20 protein-coding genes and 1 riboswitch are annotated in these 23217 nt (G+C 55.1%); of the genes, 5 read left to right on the forward strand and 15 right to left on the reverse strand.

Annotated elements, in window-relative coordinates; translation table 11 throughout:
- The first annotated feature begins 249 nt into the window (after positions 1-249).
- Positions 250-933, forward strand: coding sequence for a copper amine oxidase N-terminal domain-containing protein (locus tag KJW29_RS19630; protein ID WP_246608290.1), 684 nt, complete (start codon positions 250-252; stop codon positions 931-933).
- Between the two features lie 127 nt (positions 934-1060).
- Here KJW29_RS19630 and purD read toward each other — a convergent pair whose 3' ends face one another.
- From purD to purE, 12 genes are all read right to left on the reverse strand, one after another.
- Complete coding sequence (gene purD, locus KJW29_RS19635) at positions 1061-2326, reverse strand: phosphoribosylamine--glycine ligase (RefSeq protein ID WP_214625831.1); 1266 nt, start codon at positions 2324-2326, stop codon at positions 1061-1063.
- Positions 2327-2359: 33 nt separating this feature from the next.
- Positions 2360-3907 (reverse strand): bifunctional phosphoribosylaminoimidazolecarboxamide formyltransferase/IMP cyclohydrolase, encoded by a 1548-nt coding sequence (purH, locus tag KJW29_RS19640; RefSeq protein ID WP_214625832.1) that lies wholly within the window; start codon positions 3905-3907, stop codon positions 2360-2362.
- Between the two features lie 202 nt (positions 3908-4109).
- Positions 4110-4718: a phosphoribosylglycinamide formyltransferase gene (gene purN, locus KJW29_RS19645; RefSeq protein ID WP_214625833.1), complete on the reverse strand. Its 609-nt coding sequence runs from the start codon at positions 4716-4718 to the stop codon at positions 4110-4112.
- Positions 4718-5761 carry a phosphoribosylformylglycinamidine cyclo-ligase gene (purM, locus tag KJW29_RS19650; RefSeq protein ID WP_214625834.1) on the reverse strand — a complete coding sequence of 348 codons (1044 nt, stop codon included), beginning with the start codon at positions 5759-5761 and terminating at the stop codon, positions 4718-4720. Before purM ends, purN begins: the two co-directional genes overlap by 1 nt.
- Positions 5762-5989: 228 nt before the next feature.
- Complete coding sequence (purF, locus tag KJW29_RS19655; protein WP_214625835.1) at positions 5990-7546, reverse strand: amidophosphoribosyltransferase; 1557 nt, start codon at positions 7544-7546, stop codon at positions 5990-5992.
- Positions 7531-9774 carry a phosphoribosylformylglycinamidine synthase subunit PurL gene (purL, locus tag KJW29_RS19660; protein WP_214625836.1) on the reverse strand — a complete coding sequence of 748 codons (2244 nt, stop codon included), beginning with the start codon at positions 9772-9774 and terminating at the stop codon, positions 7531-7533. The genes purF and purL overlap by 16 nt, the downstream gene beginning before the upstream one ends.
- On the reverse strand, positions 9752-10444 hold the full coding sequence (gene purQ, locus KJW29_RS19665; RefSeq protein ID WP_087571428.1) for a phosphoribosylformylglycinamidine synthase subunit PurQ: 693 nt from the start codon (positions 10442-10444) through the stop codon (positions 9752-9754). Before purQ ends, purL begins: the two co-directional genes overlap by 23 nt.
- A 4-nt stretch (positions 10445-10448) precedes the next feature.
- The gene (gene purS, locus KJW29_RS19670; RefSeq protein WP_179215887.1) at positions 10449-10694 is read right to left on the reverse strand and encodes a phosphoribosylformylglycinamidine synthase subunit PurS; all 246 of its coding nucleotides are present in this window, start codon (positions 10692-10694) and stop codon (positions 10449-10451) included.
- A 104-nt stretch (positions 10695-10798) separates the two neighbouring features.
- A complete protein-coding gene (locus KJW29_RS19675; protein WP_246608291.1) occupies positions 10799-11713 on the reverse strand; it encodes a phosphoribosylaminoimidazolesuccinocarboxamide synthase in 915 nt (304 codons plus the stop codon).
- A gap of 14 nt (positions 11714-11727) precedes the next feature.
- Positions 11728-13023: an adenylosuccinate lyase gene (gene purB / locus KJW29_RS19680; protein ID WP_214625837.1), complete on the reverse strand. Its 1296-nt coding sequence runs from the start codon at positions 13021-13023 to the stop codon at positions 11728-11730.
- Between the two features lie 7 nt (positions 13024-13030).
- Positions 13031-14209: a 5-(carboxyamino)imidazole ribonucleotide synthase gene (purK, locus tag KJW29_RS19685; RefSeq protein ID WP_214625838.1), complete on the reverse strand. Its 1179-nt coding sequence runs from the start codon at positions 14207-14209 to the stop codon at positions 13031-13033.
- Positions 14206-14691, reverse strand: coding sequence for a 5-(carboxyamino)imidazole ribonucleotide mutase (purE, locus tag KJW29_RS19690; RefSeq protein ID WP_214625839.1), 486 nt, complete (start codon positions 14689-14691; stop codon positions 14206-14208). Before purE ends, purK begins: the two co-directional genes overlap by 4 nt.
- Positions 14692-14994: 303 nt before the next feature.
- Positions 14995-15093: riboswitch (purine riboswitch) on the reverse strand.
- Between the two features lie 424 nt (positions 15094-15517).
- Between purE and KJW29_RS19695 the strand changes: the two genes are divergently transcribed.
- Complete coding sequence (locus KJW29_RS19695) at positions 15518-16804, forward strand: LysM peptidoglycan-binding domain-containing protein (protein WP_214625840.1); 1287 nt, start codon at positions 15518-15520, stop codon at positions 16802-16804.
- A 512-nt stretch (positions 16805-17316) separates the two neighbouring features.
- On the opposite strand, the gene KJW29_RS19700 is transcribed toward KJW29_RS19695, so the two are convergent.
- From KJW29_RS19700 to msrB, 3 genes are all read right to left on the reverse strand, one after another.
- Positions 17317-18555 carry a TraB/GumN family protein gene (locus KJW29_RS19700; RefSeq protein WP_214625841.1) on the reverse strand — a complete coding sequence of 413 codons (1239 nt, stop codon included), beginning with the start codon at positions 18553-18555 and terminating at the stop codon, positions 17317-17319.
- 189 nt (positions 18556-18744) lie between these two features.
- Positions 18745-19368, reverse strand: a complete 624-nt coding sequence (locus KJW29_RS19705) for a nitroreductase family protein (RefSeq protein ID WP_246608292.1) — start codon at positions 19366-19368, stop codon at positions 18745-18747.
- 347 nt (positions 19369-19715) lie between these two features.
- Positions 19716-20687 (reverse strand): peptide-methionine (R)-S-oxide reductase MsrB, encoded by a 972-nt coding sequence (gene msrB, locus KJW29_RS19710; RefSeq protein WP_214625842.1) that lies wholly within the window; start codon positions 20685-20687, stop codon positions 19716-19718.
- A 230-nt stretch (positions 20688-20917) separates the two neighbouring features.
- On the opposite strand from msrB, the gene KJW29_RS19715 reads away from it, so the two are divergent.
- The 3 genes from KJW29_RS19715 (at position 20918) to KJW29_RS19725 (ending at position 23207) form a co-directional block, all read left to right on the forward strand.
- Complete coding sequence (locus tag KJW29_RS19715) at positions 20918-21349, forward strand: hypothetical protein (protein WP_187101723.1); 432 nt, start codon at positions 20918-20920, stop codon at positions 21347-21349.
- Positions 21346-22425 (forward strand): phosphodiester glycosidase family protein, encoded by a 1080-nt coding sequence (locus KJW29_RS19720; protein ID WP_214625843.1) that lies wholly within the window; start codon positions 21346-21348, stop codon positions 22423-22425. The genes KJW29_RS19715 and KJW29_RS19720 overlap by 4 nt, the downstream gene beginning before the upstream one ends.
- Positions 22426-22775: 350 nt before the next feature.
- Entirely contained in the window at positions 22776-23207 is a 432-nt protein-coding gene (locus KJW29_RS19725) for a DUF2975 domain-containing protein (RefSeq protein ID WP_214631214.1), read from the forward strand.
- The last annotated feature ends 10 nt before the right edge of the window (positions 23208-23217 follow it).

Consider the following 23217-nt stretch of genomic DNA (forward strand, 5'->3'; position numbering starts at 1 on the left):
GGGAAATAATGACAAGAAATAGTGACAGGGGGAATGGATTCAAGCAGACGGTTAAAAGCTTCCACCTCCAGCACACCTTCGCGGACCGTAGCCAGCCCTTCTTCACGATAAGGGTACTGGTCGATGGACAACCAGCCTTGGTAGCCCAGGCAATTGATCTCCCAATTTACTATGCCAAAGGACTCTTGTTGATGGAAAATTATTCATTTATAATAATTGTTGATATTTTCATAATTTTCAGCCAGGAGAGTGAGCGTATTGAAGAAAAAAGCATTTGCAGCCATTATAGGTGTATCCATGCTGGCCAGTATGGGAACGGGGGCATTTGCGGCGACGAAGCTGCAGGAGATTAAAGCCTTTCTAAACCCTGAAATAAAGGTACAGGTCGACGGAACTTACGCTGATCTGCGTGACGTAAACGGCAACGCCATTGCACCGATCGTCTATCAAGGCGCCAACTATTTTCCTATCCGCGCCGTGTCCGATGCGCTTGATGTAGCGGTAGATTATGACGAGGCAACCAAAACGATTATTTTGGGCGAGAAGGTTGAAGGCACCTCTATCGCCAAGGGATTCGATGATATGTATCACACGAAGGACCCGGTCCAAACGACCTATAAAGGCAAGGATTACAAAGAAGCTTTTTACGACAACGCTTCCGGCAACCGCAATGTTAGTTTTATGCTCTATCCGGATAAAAACTATCAAACGTTATACCTTCAGATTGCAGCTGTCGGCGGCGATCTGACAGACTTTACGATTAAAGACTCGGAAAACGACATTATTCTGAAAACAGAAAATGTCATCAAATCCGAAAATGGCCTGGTTACCGTCAAGGTTGATATCGGAGGCGTTGAAGAGCTGTACATCTATGGAAGTGCCAATAAGGACACAACTGTTTTTATCCCTTTGACTACATCCTATTATAAATAAGATTTATCTTCATAACGGATACCAAGAACCGATTGGCAGTTGTTGTCCGCACAGCAAAAAGGCCTCAATCCCTAACTTAGGGTTTGAGGTCTTTTTATTTTGAACCGATCAGTAGGGCAGCTAGCTCCTAACGAAGAGCCTTCGCCGCGATGTCCGTGCGGTTCTGCATCCCCTCGAAGGAGATGACGCTAACCGCCTCGTAGGCGCGCGCGCGAGCTTCCGCGATGTCGCGGCCGCGGCCGACGATGCCGAGCACGCGACCGCCGTTCGTCACGAACTGGCCGTCCTTGAGCGCCGTACCCGCGTGGAACACAAGCGCGCCTTGCGCTTCCGCTTCCGCGATGCCCGTAATGATGCGGCCTTTCGGATAGGAAGCCGGATAACCTTCGGATGCCGCCACGACGCATACCGCCGCTTCGTCGCTCCATTCGATGTCGAGATCGCCCAGACGTCCGTTCATCGCAGCCAGCACGATGTCGACGAGATCCGTCTTCAGCCGCGGCAGCACGACCTGCGTCTCGGGATCGCCCATGCGGGCGTTGAACTCGATCGTCTTGGGACCGTCCTTCGTGATCATCAAGCCAGCAAATAATACGCCGCGGAACGGACGTCCTTCGCTGACCATTGCCTTAGCCGTCGGAATGATAATGTTCGTGATCGACTCCTCGATGATCGCGGAATCGATATGGGGTAGCGGCGTGTACGTGCCCATGCCTCCCGTGTTCGGTCCTTTGTCGCCGTCAAAGATCGGCTTGTGATCCTGGGCCGGAACCATAGGTTTTACGGTTTCGCCGTCCACGAACGCCAGGATCGACATCTCTTGCCCTTCGAGGAATTCCTCGATGACGATCTGGTTGCCCGCTTCGCCGAACACCTTGTCGACCATCGCTTCGCGAAGAGCCTTCTCGGCCTCTTCCATGGAGTAGGCCACCGTTACGCCTTTGCCGGCAGCGAGACCGTCCGCTTTGATGACGATAGGAGTGGACTGCTCGCGCAAGTACGCGGAGGCCGCCTCGTAGTCGGTAAACGTCTCGTACTTGGCTGTCGGGATGTTGTATTTTTTGAGCAGATTTTTCATAAAAATCTTGCTGCCTTCAATCTCCGCGGCCGCCTTGTTCGGACCGAAAGCAGGGATGCCCGCCGCTTCGAACGCGTCCACGATGCCGTCCGCAAGCGGATCGTCGGGACCGACGAATACAAGATCGATCGACGCTTCCTTGGCGAAACGGGTCAGCTCGTCGAACTGGGATACCGGAATCGGCACGCATTCCGCGATTTGCGAAATGCCTGCATTTCCTGGCGCGCAGAACAGCTCCTTCACTTTATCGCTTTTCTTGAGCGACCAGCAGATCGTATGCTCGCGTCCGCCGCTGCCAATGACCAATATACGCATAATGAGTGCAAGCCCCTTTTCTTGTAACGTGGATTAATGTTTGAAGTGACGGACGCTCGTAAACACCATTGCTATGCCGTTCGCGTTCGCCGCAGCGATGGATTCTTCGTCCTTGATGGAGCCGCCGGGCTGGATGATCGCCTTGATGCCGGCTTTCGCCGCAAGCTCGACCGTATCGCCCATCGGGAAAAACGCGTCGGAAGCCAGTACCGCGCCGACAGCTTTCTCGCCTGCTTGTTCGATCGCGATGCGCGCCGCGCCGACTCGGTTCATTTGGCCTGCGCCTACGCCTACCGTCATGTCGTCCTTAGCGAGCAAAATCGCGTTCGACTTCACGTGTTTCACGACCTTCCATCCGAACAGAAGCTGTTTGAGTTCTTCCGGAGTCGGCTGGCGCTCCGTGACGACTTTCAGATCCGCTTCCGTAATGCTGTGCACGTCGCTCTCTTGAACGAGCATGCCGCCGTCTACGGACGTGACGACCCACTCGGATTTGCGTTCGGCCGCAGCCGTCAGCTCGCCGAGTTTGAGCAGGCGGATGTTTTTCTTCTTCGCGAGGATGTCGAACGCTTCAGGCGTGTAATCCGGCGCGATGATGATCTCCAGGAAGATGCCGCCCAGCAGCTCGGCCGTATCGGCGCCGATCGTGCGGTTAGCCGCGACGATGCCGCCGAAGATCGATGTCGGATCGGCTTCGTACGCTTTTTGGTACGCTTCGTGAATCGTTGCTCCGATGCCCACTCCGCAAGGGTTCATATGTTTGACCGCAACGACAGCGGGCTCGTCGAATTCCTTCAGGATGGAGAGCGCGGCGTTCGCGTCGTTAATGTTGTTGTAGGACAACTCCTTGCCGTGCAATTGCTCGGCAGTTGTGACGTTGCCCGTCGCCGCCAGCGGCTTGCTGTAGAAAGCGGCTTTCTGGTGCGGGTTCTCGCCGTAACGCAGATCCTGTACCTTCTCGTAAGTGACCGTGTACGTCTCGGGAAGCGGCTCGCCCGTTTGTTTGGAGAGGTAGTCCGAGATCAGCGCATCGTAAGCCGCCGTGTGGCGGAATACTTTCGCGGCCAGACGTTTGCGCGTCGCTAGCGTCGTGTCGCCGCCCTCTTTCAACTCTTCCGCAACGGCAGCATAGTCGCCGGCGTCGACGACAACCGTGACGAATGCATGGTTTTTGGCTGCGGAACGAAGCATGGTCGGGCCGCCGATGTCGATATTTTCGATCGCCTCCTCGTAGGTCACGTCAGGCTTGGCGATTGTTTCTTTGAACGGATACAAGTTAACGACTACCAGGTCGATATACTCGAGTCCCAGATCTTTCATCGCTTTCTGATGTTCTTCGTTGTCGCGAACCGCCAGCAGGCCGCTGTGTACGGCCGGGTGCAGCGTCTTCACGCGTCCGTCCATAATCTCGGGGAACCCTGTTACATCGGAGATGCCGATGACGGGAACGCCTTCCTTCTGAAGCAGGTTGAACGTACCCCCTGTCGAAATAATTTGCACGCCTTGCTCTGCGAGTGCTCTCGAAAACTCAACGATGCCCGTCTTGTCGGACACGCTGATCAACGCTCTGCGAATAGCCACTTTTAACGTCCTCCTTGGATTGGTTGGATTGGATTGAGTCAATAACGTTATGATTTCTAACGGACAACAGCGAAGCTATTTGCGCGTTTTCTACCGTTTTTAACTTTAACGGACAGGAGAAACGTTAATTGAACGTAATCAAGGTTAATATTGCCCAGATCGCGCAAATAAGGTCGCCTGTGTCCGTTGAACTATGATACTACTACGATACGGTGACATGCCGCCCCTCGAGCTTGACTCGACCAGCCGCGATTGCGCCGACCACGTTTGGCAGCAGCTCGCGTTCAACGGCTTGGATACGGGGAGACAATGTTTCGATGCCTTCTCCGTCGCCGACAGGGACAACTTCTTGCGCGATAATCGGTCCGCTGTCGAGACCGCCGTCGACATAGTGTACCGTAACGCCGGTCACCTTTACGCCGTAGTCCAGCGCCTGCCCCATTGCATTTACGCCGGGGAATGCCGGCAGCAGCGACGGATGCACGTTGATCATCCGGCCATAATAAGGCTCGACGATTGTAGGAGTGAGAATGCGCATGTAGCCGGCAAGCACGATGAGATCCACGCCGCGCTTCGTGAGTTCGGCGACGATTTCCGTTTCGTAAGCTTCGCGGTTCGGGTAATCCTTGGGTTTGAATACGAAGGCGTCTACGCCTGCCCGGCTCGCCCGTTCGACGACCGGCGCAGACGGCTTGTCACAAACAAGAAGCTCGATGGTCACATCGAGCTTCCCCTCCCGCACCGCATCCGCAATCGCCTGGAAGTTCGTCCCTTGTCCCGAAGCGAATACCGCAATGCGAAGCGGCGCCATTATACTTCCGCTCCCGTGAACGTTACGACGCGGTTGCCTTCCGTAACCGTGCCGATTCGGTAAGCCTTCTCGCCAAGCTCTTCGGAGATTTTAATCGCCTTCTCTGCTTGGTCGGCTGGCACAACGATAACCAGACCGATGCCCATGTTGAACGTCGTGAACATGTCGCGGTTCGAGATCGCGCCCTTGTCTTGCATCAAGCCGAAGATCGGCAGGATCGGCCACGAGCCATAAGCGATGTCTACGTTCACGCCGTCAGGCAGCACGCGCGGGATGTTCTCGATGAAACCGCCGCCCGTAATGTGCGCCATGCCTTTCACTTGCACTTCCTCGATCAGCTTAAGGGCTTGCTTCACGTAGATCCGAGTCGGCTCAAGCAGCACGTCGCCCAGCTTGGCGCCGTCCAGCTCGTCCAGCTTCTGATCCAGCGAGTAACCGGCTTCTTCGAGCAGCAGACGGCGAACGAGCGAGAAGCCGTTGCTGTGGATGCCGCTGGAAGCGAAGCCAAGCACCGCATCGCCAGGTGCGATCGTGGAGCCGTCGATCATTTTTTTCTTGTCGACGATGCCGACCGTGAAACCGGCGATGTCGTATTCTTCTTCGGAGTACATGCCAGGCATCTCTGCAGTCTCGCCGCCGATCAGCGCGCAGCCGGATTGGACGCAGCCTTCGGAGATCCCTTTGACAATCGCTTCGATCTTCTCGGGAACAACTTTGCCGCATGCCAGATAGTCGAGGAAGAAGAGCGGCTCTGCGCCTTGCACGATAATATCGTTCACGCACATCGCTACTGCATCTATTCCGATCGTGTCATGCTTGTCCATTGCGAACGCCAGCTTCAGCTTCGTGCCGACGCCGTCCGTTCCGGATACGAGCACGGGCTCCTCGTATTTGTCCTTGTCCAGTCCGAACAGGCCGCCGAAGCCGCCCAGCTCCGCCAGAACCTCCGGACGGTAAGTGCGCTTCACGTGTTTTTTCATCCGTTCGACCGCTTCGTTGCCCGCGGCGATGTCGACTCCAGCCTTTTTATATGCTTCTGACAAAAGGTTCCACTCCTTATTTCGTTCTCAGAAAAGTATCTTATCCCGCAAAATACAACTCAAGTGAGCAAACTCGCAGGTTTGGCAGACTAACTTTCGTCTTGCAAATAAGTCGACTACGCCGACTTATTTGCTCCGTGCAGCCGCTTTGCGCGAGATTAAGTCGGTCTCGCCGACTTATTCGCTCCGCGAAGCCGCCACTCTGTCGCACGGAGCGCTGACGCGGCTGTCCTAGCAGCTGCAGCTTTTGTCCGACTCCTCATTAACCGGAGTCGGGTAATCGTTGTCGAAGCAGGCGAGGCACATGCCGCGGTTGTACGCACCGTCGTTGCCGCCCACGGAGTCGACGAATCCGTCATCGCTCAGGAAGGATAAGGAGTCCGCATTGATTTCCTGACGGATTTCTTCGACTGTGCGGTACGAAGCGATGAGCTCCTTGCGATCCGGCGTGTCGATGCCGTAGTAGCAAGGGTTCTTGAACGGCGGCGACGTAATTCGCACGTGCACCTCCGTAGCTCCCGCTTCTCGCAGCAAGTTGACGATCCGGCGCGACGTTGTGCCGCGCACGATGGAGTCGTCGATCATGACGACGCGTTTACCTTCGACGACCTTGCGAACCGCGGACAACTTCATTTTGACGCCCTTCTCGCGCAATTCCTGCGAAGGCTGGATGAACGTCCGGCCCGTATACTTGTTTTTGATAAGCCCCAGCTCGTACGGAATGCCCGTCTGCTCCGCGAATCCGATCGCTGCCGAAATACTGGAGTCCGGTACGCCGGTTACGACATCCGCGTCGACGAACGCCTCGGTAGCCAGCTGACGTCCCATCCGTTTGCGCGCGGAGTGGATATTGATGCCGTTAATGTCGCTGTCCGGTCTCGCAAAATAAATATATTCCATTGCGCAAGTCGCTCTGCGTTCGATCTTCGCGTAACGATCCGTGCGTATGCCGTTCGCATCCAACACTAGGAGCTCTCCCGGCTGAACGTCGCGAACGTACTCCGCGCCGATTGTCTCGAACGCGCAAGTCTCGGAAGAGAATACGTACGCATCGCCCAGACGCGCCATCGCCAGCGGACGGAGTCCGTTGGGATCGGAAGCGACGATCATCTTCTCATTCGTCATGATGAGGAAAGCAAAGCCGCCGACGATACGCTGCAACGCTTCCTTGGCCGCCGTCTCGAAGTCCTTCGAGGAACGGGCGATCAAGTGCGCGATCACTTCCGTGTCGCTGGATGTCTGAAAGATGGAGCCGCTCATCTCGAGCTCGTGTCTAATCTCGGGCGCGTTCACAATATTGCCGTTTGTCGCAACGCCTAGGTCACCATCACGGTATCTGAAAATAAGCGGCTGCGCGTTCCCGAGTTGGCTCGAGCCCGATGTGGAGTAGCGGACATGGCCGATAGAGCGATCGCCCTTCAGCATGTCCAGCTTGTCCTTGTCGAACACTTCCTTGACTAACCCCATGCCGCGATGGTAGTTAAACGCATTGCCATTGTCCGTATCAACCGTACAAATTCCGGAGCTCTCTTCTCCGCGATGCTGCAGCGCATGGAGGCCGTAATAAGATAGTCCTGCGGCGTCGGGATGACCGAACACGCCAAAGACTCCGCACTCCTCGCGCAACTTGTCAAAAATATCGTCCCGGCCAATACCCTCATTGTAATGATCGCCGGTCCAAAGCACCTGGCCATCTAATGTTGCACCGTCGCGTACCTGGCCGCCGAGAGCCGTGCGATTAGGCACGGCGCTCGCTTGCGCAGAACGGTCGATTACTTCATGAGACATGGAATCGCATCCTTCCAAACCTTCTCCAGTTGTTGTACCGGCGCTGCGATGCCGGATTTGCCATTGACGTTAATGGTGAGGCTGCTGCCCGATACTTTCCCGATGACCGCAAATTGAACGCCTTGCTCGCTCAAAAGAGCTGTCAATGCGTCCGCCTGCTCCGGCTTCGCCGACAGCAGAATGCGGGATTGCGATTCGCTGAACAGCAGGTGGTCCGGACGAAGGTCGCTGGTCAGCGATACTTCCGCGCCAACGCCGCCGCTGATACAGGACTCCGCCAGCGCTACCGCGATGCCGCCTTCCGACAAGTCGTGCGCCGAAGCGACGAGCCCTTGCTGAATAGCGCCCAGGACGGCATCTTGAACTTGCTTCTCCACGTCGAGATCGATGACCGGAGGACGTCCCGCAGGAGCGCCGCTCAGCACGTATTGCAGCTCGCTGCCGCCAAACTCCGCTTTCGTGTCGCCGAGGAGCACGATGACGTCGCCTTCGGACTTGAAGCCTTGCGTCATGATATGGTCGACGTCATGCACCAGGCCGACCATGCCGATGACCGGCGTCGGGTAGATCGCGCCTTTGGCATTCTCGTTGTACAAGCTGACGTTGCCGCCGATGACCGGCGTATCCAGCTTCACGCAAGCTTCGGACATGCCATCCGCCGATTTCTCAAGCTGCCAGAAGATTTCCGGCTTCTCCGGGTTGCCGAAGTTAAGGTTGTCCGTAATTGCCAGCGGCTCCGCGCCGGAGCATACGATGTTGCGGGCCGCTTCCGCGACCGCGATCCGTCCGCCCATCTCGGGGTCCAGATGCACGTAACGTCCGTTGCAGTCCGTCGTCATCGCCAGCGCTTTGCGCGTACCGTCAACGAGAACAACCGCTGCATCGGAGCCCGGGCGCACGGCCGTAGCCGTACGAACCATGTAGTCATATTGGTTATATACCCACTCTTTGCTCGCAACCGTCGGGGAAGCCAGAACTTTCTCGAGGGTGCCGTTCAGATCCGTAATTTCGTCAAAAGCAGCCGTGTCGATCGCTGCGCTCTCGCGGAACGAAGCAGGCTCGCTGGACGGTTTGTTGTACACCGGACACTCGTCGACGAGCGCTTTGACCGGCATGTCGGCTACTTCTTCTCCTTGGTGGAACAACCGAAGACGTCCGTCATCCGTCACTTTGCCCACTTTTGCGCAAATAATGCCCCAACGATCGAAAATTTCCTTCGCTTGCGCCTCATGCCGAGGCTCGACAACAAAGAGCATACGCTCTTGCGACTCGGACAACATCATCTCGTAAGGCGTCATGCCCGTCTCGCGCTGCGGCACCTCGTCGAGATACAGCTCAAGACCGTTGCCTGCCTTGGAAGCCATCTCCGCGCTGGAGCAAGTAAGGCCGGCCGCTCCCATATCCTGAATGCCCAGAACGATGCCGGAGTTGATCAGCTCGAGCGTTGCTTCCATAACCAGCTTTTCCATAAACGGATCGCCGACTTGGACCGCCGTACGTTTCTCTTCGGACTCCTCGGAGAGCTCGACGGATGCGAATGTCGCGCCATGAATACCATCGCGTCCCGTTGCCGGCCCAACGTAGAAAACAGGGTTTCCTACGCCTTTGGCGACGCCGCGCTGGATTTTGTCATGATCGATCAGCCCGACGCACATGGCGTTGACGAGCGGATTGCCTTCGTAGCTTTCGTCGAACATCACTTCGCCGCCAACCGTTGGAACGCCGATACAGTTGCCGTAGCCGGCGATGCCGCTGACGACATTTTCGAACAAGTATTTAACGCGCTCATTGTTCAAGTTGCCAAAGCGCAAGCTGTTTAGTATGGCTACAGGACGCGCGCCCATCGAGAAAATATCGCGAAGAATGCCGCCGACACCCGTCGCCGCGCCCTGGTAAGGCTCGACAGCGGACGGATGGTTATGGGATTCGATCTTAAACACGACTGCCTGGTTGTCGCCGATGTCGACGATGCCCGCGCCTTCGCCCGGCCCCATCAGGACGCGAGGTCCGGTGATCGGGAATTTTTTCAGAATAGGCTTGGAGTTCTTGTAAGAGCAATGCTCCGACCACATGACGCTGAATACGCCGATCTCCGTGTAGTTGGGCTTGCGGCCCAGGAATCCGCAAATCAGTTCGTATTCGTTATCCGTAACGCCGAATTGCGTGTAAATGCGCTGATCCGCGATTTGCTCCGCAGTCGGCTCCTTAGCTGTTAATTGCTGCGCCATGTTGTTCCCTCCATGCATTCAAAATCGATGTAAACATTCTCAGTCCGTCTTCCGAGCCCAGAATCTGGCTTACCGCGCGCTCCGGATGCGGCATCATGCCGACGACGTTGCCCGCTTTGTTGCTAATGCCCGCGATATTGTCGACGGAGCCGTTTGGATTTGTTTCGCCCGCATAACGGAATACGATTTGATTATTCGCTTTGAGCTCGGCCAGCGTTTCTTCGTCGCAGAAGTAGTTGCCTTCGCCGTGAGCGATCGGAATATCGATAATTTCGCCTTGCGAATATTGATTCGTGAAAGCCGTATTGCTGTTCACCACTTCAAGAGGCGTACCATGGCAACGGAATTTCAGGCCCGTGTTGCGGATAAGCGCGCCAGGGAGGAGATTTGCTTCCGTCAGAATCTGGAAGCCGTTGCAGATGCCAAGAATATATTTGCCTTCGTCTGCCGCTTTCTTCACTTCGTTCATGACGTTCGCGAATTGCGCGATAGCGCCGCAGCGCAAGTAATCGCCGTAGGAGAAGCCGCCTGGCACGAGGATAGCGTCGTAGCCGGACAGGTCCGTAGCGGTGTGCCAGACGTAGTCGACCTGCTCGCCGATCGCTTCAACTGCCTTGTAGCAATCGATGTCGCAGTTGGAGCCAGGAAATACGAGAACCGCAAATTTCATGATCTTAACCCTCCAGCTCGAAGCGGTAGTCTTCGACCACTGTGTTCGCGAGCAGCTTCTCGCACATCACTTTCAGGCGGGCTTCCGCTTCCGCGCGATCGTTTGTGTCAAGCTCCACCTCGAGATATTTGCCGATTCGCACTTTGCCAACTTCCGCGAACCCCATGGAATGGAGCGCGCCTTGTACGGCCGTTCCTTGCGGATCCAAAACGTTTTCCTTAATCGTAACGTAGACGGTTGCCTTCATAATAGCCTCCTGAATGTGTGTTTATAATGGTAATTCGTTGAACATGCTTGTTGGATAGTTGATGCAGTTACTGTATGATGCTCGTTTGGTGCTTCTATGTCCGCTTCCTACGACAGCTCCTGCCCCGTCAAGCGACGGTAAATCTCGCGGTAGCGCGCCGTCGTGGCCGCAACGACAACCTCCGGCAGCGGATCCGGCATGCTGTCGCGGTCCCAGTCCGAGCCCAGCAGGTAAGTTCGGACCGGCTCCTTGTCCATGCTATCGATCTCCACGTCGTAGGCGTAGCTGCCTTCCGACCAGAAGCGCGACGAGTCCGGCGTGAAAATTTCGTCGATCAGGATGACCTTGCCGTCGATCAGGCCGAATTCGAACTTGCAGTCCGCGAGAATGATGCCGCGCTCCTGGCAATAGTCATGCGCGAAGCGATACAGAGTCAGGCTGCGGTCACGCAGCTCCTCGGCTAGAGCTTCGCCTACCAGCTCCGCCATCCGCTCGAACGGGACGTCTTCGTCATGGCCGACGTCATTTTTGGCGGCCGGCGTAAAGATCGGTTCAGCAAAATGTTCGTTCTTCCGCATGCCCTCCGGCAGCTTGATGCCGTTGATCTCGCCCGTGCTCGTATACTGTCTCCAGCCGCCGCCCGTAATGTAGCCGCGCACGACGCATTCGATATCGATGCGTTCGGCTTTGCGGGTCACCATGATGCGGTTCTTAAGCAGCTCCGGCTCCGTCACGATATCGCCCAGCAACGCCACGTCGGTATGCACCACATGATTTTCCTGCAGCTCCTTCGTTACCTCGAACCAGAAAGCCGACAGCCGATTCAGCACATTGCCCTTATCGGGAACAGCCGGGTCCAGCACGTAATCGAACGCCGAGATCCGGTCGGTCACGACGATCAGGAAGTGCTCCCCGAGATCGTACAGCTCCCGCACCTTGCCCTTGTAGACCAGCGGTGCCTTAACGTAATCGACGGCCGTTGATAATGCCTGCGGTCTTGCGCTTGCGCTCATTCCATTCATCCCCTCGTCCCCGCCTAGTTCAAGCCTAGTCTTGCGAAAATCGTATCCACATGCTTGAGATGCCAAGCAGGGTTGAAGCAGTCGTCGATCTCCTCGGAAGACAGCACCGTCGTAATTTCCGTCGTTTCTTCCACGATGGAGCGGAATTGGCGCTGCTCTTCCCAAGCCTGCATCGCACGCGGCTGCACCGTGTCGTACGCTTGCTCGCGGCTGAAACCTTTGTCGATCAGCTTCGTCATGACGCGGCCGGAGAACGGAACGCCGTAGGTCGCGCTCATGTTGCGTTTCATATTTTCCGGGAACACCGTCAGGTTCTGAATAATGTTGCCCAGTCTGTTAAGCATATAGTTAAGCAGCATCGTCGAATCAGGCAGGATGACGCGCTCCGCCGAAGAGTGGCTGATGTCCCGCTCATGCCAGAGCGGCACGTTCTCGAATGCAGTCAGCATATGGCCGCGAATGACGCGGGACAGGCCGGACATGTTCTCGCAGCCGATCGGGTTGCGTTTGTGCGGCATCGCCGACGAGCCCTTCTGGCCTTTGGCAAACGGCTCCTCCACCTCGCGGAATTCGCTCTTCTGAAGCGCGCGGATTTCCGTGGCGAACTTGTCCATCGACGTCGCGATCAGAGCCAGAACGCCTACATACTCGGCGTGACGGTCTCGCTGCAGCGTCTGCGTGGAGATCGGAGCGGCCGTGATGCCGAGCTTGTCGCAGACGAATTGCTCAACGAACGGATCGATGTTCGCGTACGTGCCGACGGCGCCGGACATTTTGCCGAATTGAACGTTGTGCGCCGCGTGCTGGAAGCGCTCCAGGTTGCGCTTCATCTCTTCGTACCACAGCGCCATCTTGAGACCGAACGTCGTCGGCTCGGCGTGTACGCCGTGCGTGCGCCCCATCATCGGAGTGTCCTTGTACTGAATGGCTTTCTCGCGAAGAATGCCGATAAATCTTTCGATATCCTTAAGCAGGATTTCGTTAGCTTGACGGAGCAAGTAGCCCATCGCCGTATCGACGACGTCCGTGGAAGTCAGGCCGTAATGCACCCACTTGCGCTCCGGTCCTACCGTCTCGGATACGGCCCGGGTGAACGCGATCACGTCGTGGCGAGTCTCCTGCTCGATCTCGTAAATCCGGTCGATGTCGAAGCTGGCCGAAGCTCGCAGCGCTTTAACGTCTTCCTGTGGAATAATGCCAAGCTCGGACCAAGCCTCGCATGCGCACAGTTCAACCTCCAGCCAAGCTTTGAATTTATTCTCTTCCGTCCAGATGGCTCTCATCTCGGGTCTGCTATAACGTTCTAACATGATGGCATCACACCTTCCAAATCGTAGTTTCTTCTATCCATTGCAATGCCGCCTCCACGTTAGGGGCCAGCACGTTCACATGACCCATCTTCCGCTTGAATACGGCGTCCTTTTTCCCGTACAAATGCACCTTCGGAGCAATGCCGGCATGAGTCGCCGCATCGTCGCCTTCCGCCAGCCTTTCCAGCAGCGGCTCCACATGCTGCCCCAGCACGTTGACCATGACGACGGAGCTCATCAGCGACGTATCGCCCAACGGCAGGCCGCAGATGGCGCGGACATGCTGTTCGAACTGCGACGTGCGACAAGCCTCCATCGTGTAATGTCCGCTGTTATGCGGACGCGGCGCGAGCTCGTTGACGTACAGCCCGCCGTCCTCCGTCACGAACAGTTCCACCGCGATGAGTCCGACGACGTTCAGCCCTTCCGCGATCCGTACAGCTAGCCGCTCTGCTTCCGCAATCACGTCTTCGCCGACGCGAGCCGGCACGATAGACAGATGCAATATATTATCGACATGAATATTTTCCGCAGGAGGGAACGCTTTTATTTCCCCTTTGGAGCTTCTTGCCGCAATGACCGATATTTCTTGTTTGAACCTGATGAACTGCTCCAGCACAAGCTGAGTACCCGCGCGGGATAACGTCTCGTAGGCTTCCGGAATTTCATCCTCGCTGCGAATGACCCATTGTCCCTTGCCGTCGTAGCCCCCGGTCGCCGTTTTGAGCACGCAAGGGGTTCCAAATGCGGCAACCGCATCCCGCAGAGTATCCTCGCTTGCGATCTCGCGATACGGCGCCACGCGGACGCCAGCCGCTTCGATCGCCCGTTTCTCGCGGAGACGATGCTGCGTCGTGTACAGCAGCTCGCTGCCTTGCGGCACATAGGACCGCTCCATCAGCTTTGCGGCGACGTCTGCATCAACGTTCTCGAATTCGTAAGTGATGACGTCCGACGCTTCCGCAAGCGCCAAAGCCGCATCCATATCGTCGTACGCCGCCACGATTTGCCGGGATACTTGTCCCATCGGAGAATCCGGCGTCGGATCTAGAGCGACGAACCGGTAGCCCATTGCGCTGCCTGCATTAGCAAGCATTCGTCCGAGCTGTCCGCCGCCTAAAATCCCGATCGTGCCGCCAGGCAGAATCGTCTTGGCGCCATCCGATCCAGTCGTTGCGCGCGTCATAACGTCTCGCTGCTTTCCAGCACTTCCTGCTTCACGCGGTCGCGCCTGGCTTGCACGCGTGCCGCGATGTCGGGCTCGAACGCTCCCAGTATCTGGGCTGCCAGCAAACCGGCGTTCGTGCCTCCGGCGTTGCCGATCGCGACCGTCGCCACCGGGATGCCGCCCGGCATCTGCACGATGGAGAGCAGCGAGTCGAGGCCGCTCAGATTCGAGGATTTGACGGGAACGCCAATAACCGGCAAAGTCGTCTTCGCGGCGACCATGCCGGGCAGATGCGCGGCGCCCCCCGCTCCCGCGATAATGACCTTAAGGCCGCGCTCCGAGGCGCTTTCCGCGTATTCGAACATCAAATCCGGTGTGCGGTGCGCTGACACGACCTTCTTCTCGTACGGAATTTCGAGCTCCTCCAGGATGTCGCAAGCCAATTTCATTGTGTCCCAATCCGACTTACTGCCCATGATGACGCCTACCTTAGCAGACATTGGTCCAAACCCACTTTCCTTTTTTAATAGAGGTTGTAACTCGCACTTATAGAATACATTGGTTCCAGGAAATAGAAAAAAGCCCCAGAGAGATCGGTTGCCGATCTGCCGCAGGACCATAGCCGAGAACGTCCGCCATGGAGGGCGATATCGTTCTTTTTCGATGAATCCGGGCAGGACCGCGCAATCCACCAGCCTAAAGACAGCATAAGGCTGCCCCATGCGGGAGCAACCTGTCATGCAGCCCCTTTGGCAAGGGCGTTGCGTCAATGTTCCGTCTATCGTTCCTATGAACTTGCCGAATGTCCGATTCATCTAGCTCGTAGTCCAGAAATTAAGGTTTCCAGGTAGAAACATTCGGGCCAATCCCGAAAATATACGAGTTAATAGGTTGTTCAAAAAGTCCGCTTTCCATTACGAAGTATTCCCTGAAGATTACTCGACATCGAATATTGAATGCAACCGAACCTTCCGTTGCTCACGTAGCTCTGCTACGCTCCGCTACTCAGTTTCTAGTTGCCTTCAATCTTCTCGGTACTGAAAACCAAACTTTTTGAACTTTCACTAAAAGGGACAGCCTTTCGTCCCAAGCCTTCTCTAGTTTAAACAATCGTTCTTCCACTGTCAACAAAATACGAACATTATGAAGCTTCTATATTTTAAAGTTCGTTTTTTTCTCAATATTGCTCAATAGCCCCGTCCTTCGCCTCTTTTTTGGGGCTCGAATCCCCATTTCTTCCATCCTTCGTCTAGGTACATGTTCTTCTGAATACATATAGAGATAAGGTTTAACGGGACGTACCGAATATATAAGGAGGTCATTGTCTTGATCATTCATACCGTCAAGAACGGGGACTCGCTATGGAAGCTGTCTCAAAACTACGGCGTTCCTTTGTCGCATATTCTCGTCGCAAACGGCTTGTCTCAGCAAAGCATATTGGTCATCGGGCAGGCTGTCATCGTGCCGACGGAGCCGTCTCCCGCTTCTCACAAGGTGCTTGCAGGCGAATCGTTATGGCAGATCGGCCAACGATACGGAGTCACGCTCCAGGAGCTCGCATCCGCCAACGGCATTCGGAATCCCGCCCTTATTTATCCCGGCCAGATGCTGAAAATTCCGACCGCGGCCAAGCCGGTTATCGAGGTCAATGCCTATACCGAGAAGCTGGAGCAGAACGGCGTGGCCATCGTGAACGAAATCGGAGAATATTTGACCTTTCTGAGCCCGTTCAGCTATCGGGTTCAGCCCGATGGAAGTCTCAGGCCGCTGGACGATACGGCCATCATCGCCGCGGCGTACGCAAAGCGGGCCGCTCCCATGATGGTGATCACGAATTTCGTGGACGGCAACTTCAGTCCCGATATCGCCCATGCCGTCGTAGCCGAAGAGGAGGTTCAAAATCGCGTCATCGCGGGTATCGTCGCCGTTATGGCGCAGAACGGCTATATGGCGCTGAACGTAGACTTCGAATATGTACCGCCTGCCGACAAAGAGTTGTATAACGCGTTCCTGCAAAAGCTTGTCGACACGCTGCGCCCGCAAGGCTATCTCGTCTCCTCCGCGCTTGCGCCCAAGCTGTCCGCCACGCAAACGGGCACGTTGTACGAGGCGCATGATTACGAGGCGCACGGACGCATTCTCGACTTTGTCATTCTGATGACCTACGAATGGGGCTGGTCCGGCGGACCGCCGAGAGCCGTCGCTCCTCTAAACGAAGTGCTAAAGGTCGTCAATTACGCGCTTAGCGTCATCCCGGCTGACAAGGTCGTCATGGGCATGCCGCTGTACGGCTATGACTGGACGCTTCCATACGTCTCGGGCGGCCGATGGGCGCCGACGGTCAGCCCCTTCGCGGCCGTGGAGCGAGCGGCGAAATACGGCGCCGAAATTGAGTACGACGAGGAGTCTCAGTCGCCGTTCTTCCATTATTATGACGAGCAGGGCAACGAGCATGTCGTCTGGTTCGAGGATGCTCGCAGCGTCCAAGCGAAGTTCGACGTCGTAAAGCGGCTTGGACTGCGCGGAGTGAGCTATTGGGTGCTTGGCGTCTCTTTCCCGCAGAACTGGTTCGTCCTGGGCGAGAACTTTACGATCAAAAAATACGTCCGGTAATTCGTAAGCGAAGGTAAAGACAAACAAGGGGCCGTCCGAGAAGTGAACTTTTAAGGTAGCCCCGTTGTCCTTATGGCTCGATTATATGGGTAGGCTTGTTCAAACATATATGAAAATTCATACACAATCCACCAAATAGGCCAGCAACTGACCAAACGTGTATGAAAATTCATACACAATCCACCAAATAGGCCGGCACCTGGCCAAACATGTATGAAAATTCATATACAATTCACCAAATAGGTCGGTATTTGGCCAAACGTGTATGAAAATTCATACACATGTCACCAAGCTGGCCTGCATCTGGCAAATGACTATCCAATAAATCAGTGAAAACGGAATGCTGGCCGCCTCGTTTTGGTTGAATGTTAAGTGGCAGGCATCCACTTCGCCACTTTCCTGAAAAAGCAGGTACGCAAAAAAGTTGGACGGAAGTGTTTTTCCGCCCAACTTTTTATTTTTGAGACTTATTGGACAGCCCCTTTTTTGTAGCCATTTCGAGGTTGAAACAATCAGATGCGGGTAACGGTGTAGCCCATCTCTTCCAGAAGCGCGACTACCCCGTCCTCGCCGGGCAGGTGCAGAGCACCTACGACGACAAAGAACGTTGAAGCTTCCTTGTTGTTCAAGTAGCCGTCGATACCTTCCGCCATTCCCACGTTGCGGTCCCTCAGCACGGCGTTGTAATATTCCTCGTTCGACTTCGTATCTTCCGCGAGCTCGGTCAGCATCTCGATATCTCCGTCCACCCACATCGAAGACAAATCCTGCACGCTGTCGCTTTCGTTGTAGAAGCCATAGACGGAACCCATGAGCATCCCTTCCTGCAGCTCGGCCGAGAAATTATCGAACATTCTGTACTGCAGCTCCGCCGACTCCAGCTCCAAAATCGGAATTTCCTTCTTGATGGCTTGATCCATAAAATATTGATCGATGCCAAGCTCCGCTTCGAATTCCGAATCCTCTTGAAGCCAGCTGTCCAGAACAAACGATGCGAACCAAGGTTTGAGCGTATCAAGCGTGTTGGTTTCCAGCTCCAGATCCGTCAAGAGTTGCACGACTGCTTCGTACCCTTCCGTAGACAAATGATTGCGAAGCGTCGTGCCGTCCTTATAGTAACCGAGATTACCTAGCAGCTTCTCATAATCAACCTCATCCGATTCTCCGTTCACTTCCACTGACAAGAAGTCCGCTTCCTGGAAGGCATCCGTGATTTCGTCGCGAAGAGGATACATCGCATCGTTGCCGACGTGGATGGAACCAAGCAGATAAACGACGTTTTCGCCGTTTTCCACCTTGTACATAAAGCCGCGGCTCTCTTGGATCGTATCAATGAGGACCGCGCGAACGTCCTCAAGCCATTCGATCTCGTAGCCGGATGCGCTAATGATAAATCGCAGCGGCACGTATGTAGTCTTGTTGAGGATCTTGGGAGCAGCATCCAGCTCTTGCGGCTTGGAATTGACATACGCCGTCTTGCGGTCGATCTCCAGGATGATGGTTGCCTTATCGCCGGTAGCCGTAACGACTCTCAGCTTTTCGTTCCAGTCCAGCTCGAAAGCCAACTCCTCCAGCAGCATGCGAACCGGGACGAAAGTAACGCCGTTTTGGATAAACGGCTTCTGTTCGCCGAACTTGACCGGCTGTCCGTCAATCCAGATGGAGGGAGGCGTTGGCGCGGCCGCCGATGCGCCGGTGGCCAAGCTTAAAGATAGTAATAGTGCTGCGATAAATGCCGTAAAACGTTTCATCTGCCGGCTCTCCTCTATCCATCAAATAGGTCTTTGGTCTTATTTGAACCAAGATAACTCCTATTCTATCAAATCTTTTCCATATTTGATAGAGCGGAAATGGTAAACAGGAGCATTGCTAAACCGAAAAAAGCCCCACCCCCGCCATCAGGCGGGAGTAGGGAACTCCAATGCAAATTCTCCAAACGATCAGCCTTCCAGCCATACCGTCTTCTCCGAGATCGGCGAGCGCTTTTGCGCAGGAGGCGCCATGTCCGGGTAGCCGAGGTAGATCAGACCTGTAATCTCTTCCTTGCCTTCCGTTAATCCAAGCGCGCTGCGCATCAACGGATTGTACATCGGCTCGCCCGAGCGCCAAATCGCGCCCAAGCCATGGGCGTGAGCAGCAAGCAGCAGGTTCTGAACGGCAGCTTGGGCAGCCGCCAATTCTTCCGAATATACGGCGCGCGCGTCCTCCGACTTGGAGTAGACAGCCGCGATGACAACGGGCGAACGGTATGCCTTGGCCCGCTCCTTCTGCAGCTTCCCCTCTAACTCCTCGGCACTCATCTCGGGCCAGCCCGACTTCGCCACATTGGCGTACCCTTCGCCAAGCGCCGCTCTGCCGTCGCCCGTCATGACGATAAAGCGCCAAGGCTGCGTGTTGAAGTGGCTAGGCGCCCAGCTTGCCGCTTCCAGCAGTTCCTCGATGACCGAGCGATCCACGGGATCGCTTTTCACTCTGCCGATGGAACGGCGCTTGCGTATCGCCTCCAAGACGTCCATAGACTTGCGCTCTACAGGCGCATTCGTTGCGGGTGTTTCCATGCTCATTGCTCCAGTCTCCTTCTGTGCCCATGTTTAATTAATATTTCAAATATAGCTTGCATTTCGTTATTGGTTAATTGCAAGGATAAACGGCTTCGCCGTCCTGCTGTGCAAGAACGCACCGTTTGCCGGTGAAATATAAGCCACTCACTGCCTATCGGACATAAACGACGCTATTCTTCGATTTTTTAGGTTTTCGAAAATCTAACAGACACATGGGATCTTATTGGCATCATCATCGCGCAAATTGGCTCCATTACGACTCAATATTGTCTTTCCGGTCCGTTAGATTTGGTTGAGGTTAAAAATCGGACTAATAGCGTCGCTGGTGTCTGTTAGATTTTTCATCTTTTTTAGTCATTGAACAAATAAGCGTATTCGCCATATCCTTCTTCGGCAAGCTTTTCCTTCGGCACGAACCGGAGGGAAGCCGAATTAATGCAGTACCGCAGCCCCGTCGGTTGCGGACCATCTTCGAAGACGTGGCCGAGATGGGAGTCGCCTTCCTTGCTCCGCACCTCGACGCGAACCATGAAGTGGCTCGAATCCGTATGCTCCGTCACCGCGGCTTTCTGAAGCGGCTTCGTAAAGCTCGGCCAGCCGCAGCCCGCGTCGTACTTGTCCTTGGAGCTGAACAACGGCTCGCCCGACACGATGTCGACGTAGATGCCGTCCTCCGTATGGTCCCAGTATTCGCCAGTGAACGGACGTTCCGTCCCGTTCTCCTGTGTTACGTTGTATTGAATGGGGGTCAGCTTTCGCTTCAGTTCCTGCTGGTCCTTCTTTGCCGACCAATGCTCCGAGATGAAGGCGTCGCGGCCGGAGCCTCTGCGGTACATTTTGTAACGGAACGGATTCTTGTTGTGATAATCCTGATGGTACTCCTCTGCAGGGTAAAAGACGTCTGCCTCCGTAATCTCCGTCACGATCGGCTTGTCGAAGCGTCCGCTGCTTGCAAGCTCGGCCTTGGAAGCCTCGGCCTCCTGCCGCTGCTCCTCCGTGTAATAGAAGATACCCGTGCGATATGATTCGCCGCGGTCGTGGAACTGGCCGCCTGCATCGGTCGGATCGATCTGCTGCCAGTAGATGCCGAGCAACTTCCGGAACGGGAATACCGCCGGATCATAAGTGATCAGCACGGCTTCCGCATGTCCCGTCGTTTCGGAGCAAACCTCCTCGTACGTCGGGTTGACGGTATGACCGCCTATATAACCGGATACGACCGAGACAATGCCCGGCATTTCCTCGAACGGCGTCACCATGCACCAGAAGCATCCGCCCGCGAATGCGACCTTCTCGTACTGGTTCGATTGTTGTTCTGCCATGGTTGCCACCTCACCTTTCTGCTAACATGTCTCTATTATAAACCAACATTTGCACTTTCGAAAACCAAGGACGCCGCCGCCCCTCTTTGTTACAATAAGATGACATTCGCAACCTTTCGGCATAAAAAGCGTCCTTACTGGTAGGCAAAACGGGACAGGGGCAATAGCGCACACAACGGTTCGTTCATCCGCGGCGACACAGAATTCAGGCTTGAGAGGTGAATGAATAGATGAATGAAGTAAGTTTGGAAAGCAACCTTGCAAGCCGTCAGGAGCATGCGACGCGCAAGCGCAGAAGCGTAGTATCGCTCGTCGTGTTCATATCCGTATGGGCGGTGCTCATCGGCGGCGGCTTCTATATGGCGAAGTGGTACACGGATCGGATGCAACAGGATATTACGGCAGATATCGAACGGCAAACCTCCGCTCAACTCCAGGTGATGCAGCAGGCGTACGACGCCAAGCTTGCGGATCTGGATGCCGGCTATGCGGCCGAAATGACGGAGCTTAAAGGCAAGATCGACGCTTTAAATGAACTGCTTACGTTTACCAAGGATAACGCCGATACCAAGACCGATAATAGCAACAAGCTATATACGCAGCTTAACGAGGTCAAGAAGCAACTGGACGAATTGAAAAAAAGCTTGGACGTGCTTAAATGAACATCACGGCCAAAACGTTGAATCGCACGGCGCTTCTCGCCTTGTCGCCCTTCGTCGGCATCTTGATCTGGCTTATCGCCAGCGGAATGGCCGTCCAGCTCTCAGGACTGGACGGAGCGGAGTTTGCCTCCTCCGAACCGCTCGCCAGAACGGAGGCCCTGTTATCGGAAGCCTACGGCGGACTGGATGCCGCTCGCGAAACGGCTATAGGAACCGGAGAGTCCATCAAGAAACAGCTCGACTTGTACAATCGAACCAACGCGGAGATGACCGCCATTTCCAAGCTTGCCGCCACGCAAGCGGCAAGGCCGCTCGCTATCTACGACGCGAAGATTACGTCGAAGCTCGGCAAGCCTTCCGCCACGATCGATACGGACAAGCTTCGCGCTCAGCTGTTCTATCTGAGCAACGATTCGTTTAAGAGTTACGCGGTCAAGATCAAGCTGAAGTCAGGCGATGCCATGAAGATGGTGCTCGGCGGCTCCGAGATCGGACAAGCCCAGACTACGATGCAAGCCGTCCAGTCGCATAAGGCGGCGGTCGGCGTCAATGCGGGCGGCTTCGCCGACGGCGGCGGCAAACGTTATCCGCTGAGCAACACGATCGTGGACGGCAAATATGTGACCGGCTTCGAAGCTTCTTATTCGGATTTGTTTTTTGTCGGGATGAACGATAAAAACAAATTGATCGGCGGCAAATTCGCCAGCAAGGACAAGTTGGACGCCCTGAAGCCAAAATACGGCGCTTCCTTCGTCCCCGTCTTGCTGCGCGGGGGAGCCGCCCAGAGCATTCCGCTCAAGTGGCAGGTCAGTCCTCGCCGCGCGCCGCGTACCGTCATCGCCAACTACAAGGACGATCAACTGCTCATCCTCGTTACTGACGGGTACAATGAAGCAGGGAGCTCCGGCGCGACGCTCGGAGAACTCCAGGATTTGCTAAAGGGTTACGGCGCGATAGACGCTTATAATCTGGACGGAGGCGGATCCTCATCGCTTGTCTTTAACGGCAAGCTTATTAACAAGCCGTCGGACGGATCGTTGCGCAAGCTGCCTACTCATTTTTTGTTTTTCAAATAAAAAAATAAAACTGCCCCGGAAAAACGGCGGTCGCGCTATCGGAATTTTAGCGCGACCGCCGTTTTTAGCATTCCCTTCGACCTTATAAATGGCTTCTGCGATCGCGTCCGATTATCCTGCATTCTTTGCTGCCATGTTGTACAGTGCGACGTGCTGCTTCACATGGTGAGGCTTCACATGCGTTACTCGCACGCACTCCACAGCCGCGAATAACAATACTTATATACTTCAAAACAGATATTATTTGTTGTTTTACGATAAATCTCGTGATAAACTCAACCTAACATTAAAGAACCGAGGTGTTGTTTTTGAAACGAGAAACGTTATTTTTAAAGGCAGCTGTCATCGTGATGGGAATTCCGATCCTTGCTTTATGCGCCTTCGGCTTGCCGACGATCGCGAGCGATCCCGCCGAACGGTATCCCGAATATTGGCTGTATGCCATTATCGCTGGTATATACGCTGCGGCAATCCCCTATTTCATCGCGTTATTTCAAACCATGAAGCTTCTCGCTTATATTGACAAGAACCTGGCGTTCTCGGAGTTGTCCGTTACGGCACTGCGGAACATCAGAAATTGCGCCATCGCCGTCAGCGCCTTGTTCGCGGCTTGTCTGCCCTTCCTCTATCTCATCGCGGACGTGGACGATGCTCCGGGTATGATCGTAGTTGGGATGGTATTCGTATTCGCTCCGCTCGTCATTGCGGTTTTCGCTGCCGTGCTGCAGAAGCTCCTTAACAACGCCATTGCGATTCAAGCAGAAAACGACCTAACGATATGAGGTGAATGAA

This window comes from Paenibacillus agaridevorans, assembly GCF_018604145.1.
In the GTDB taxonomy this organism is placed as follows: domain Bacteria; phylum Bacillota; class Bacilli; order Paenibacillales; family Paenibacillaceae; genus Pristimantibacillus; species Pristimantibacillus agaridevorans.

Coding starts and splice junctions, on each gene's coding strand:
- purD (WP_214625831.1), bottom strand. CDS start 2,326: ATGCGTATATTGGTCATTGGCAGCGGCGGACGCGAGCATACGATCTGC.
- KJW29_RS19700 (WP_214625841.1), bottom strand. CDS start 18,555: ATGAAACGTTTTACGGCATTTATCGCAGCACTATTACTATCTTTAAGC.
- purE (WP_214625839.1), bottom strand. CDS start 14,691: ATGTCTGCTAAGGTAGGCGTCATCATGGGCAGTAAGTCGGATTGGGAC.
- purK (WP_214625838.1), bottom strand. CDS start 14,209: ATGACGCGCGCAACGACTGGATCGGATGGCGCCAAGACGATTCTGCCT.
- KJW29_RS19720 (WP_214625843.1), top strand. CDS start 21,346: ATGAACATCACGGCCAAAACGTTGAATCGCACGGCGCTTCTCGCCTTG.
- KJW29_RS19675 (WP_246608291.1), bottom strand. CDS start 11,713: ATGAATGGAATGAGCGCAAGCGCAAGACCGCAGGCATTATCAACGGCC.
- KJW29_RS19715 (WP_187101723.1), top strand. CDS start 20,918: ATGAATGAAGTAAGTTTGGAAAGCAACCTTGCAAGCCGTCAGGAGCAT.
- KJW29_RS19705 (WP_246608292.1), bottom strand. CDS start 19,368: ATGAGCATGGAAACACCCGCAACGAATGCGCCTGTAGAGCGCAAGTCT.
- purB (WP_214625837.1), bottom strand. CDS start 13,023: ATGTTAGAACGTTATAGCAGACCCGAGATGAGAGCCATCTGGACGGAA.
- KJW29_RS19725 (WP_214631214.1), top strand. CDS start 22,776: ATGGGAATTCCGATCCTTGCTTTATGCGCCTTCGGCTTGCCGACGATC.
- purN (WP_214625833.1), bottom strand. CDS start 4,718: ATGGCGCCGCTTCGCATTGCGGTATTCGCTTCGGGACAAGGGACGAAC.
- purF (WP_214625835.1), bottom strand. CDS start 7,546: ATGTCTCATGAAGTAATCGACCGTTCTGCGCAAGCGAGCGCCGTGCCT.
- purQ (WP_087571428.1), bottom strand. CDS start 10,444: ATGAAATTTGCGGTTCTCGTATTTCCTGGCTCCAACTGCGACATCGAT.
- msrB (WP_214625842.1), bottom strand. CDS start 20,687: ATGGCAGAACAACAATCGAACCAGTACGAGAAGGTCGCATTCGCGGGC.
- purL (WP_214625836.1), bottom strand. CDS start 9,774: ATGGCGCAGCAATTAACAGCTAAGGAGCCGACTGCGGAGCAAATCGCG.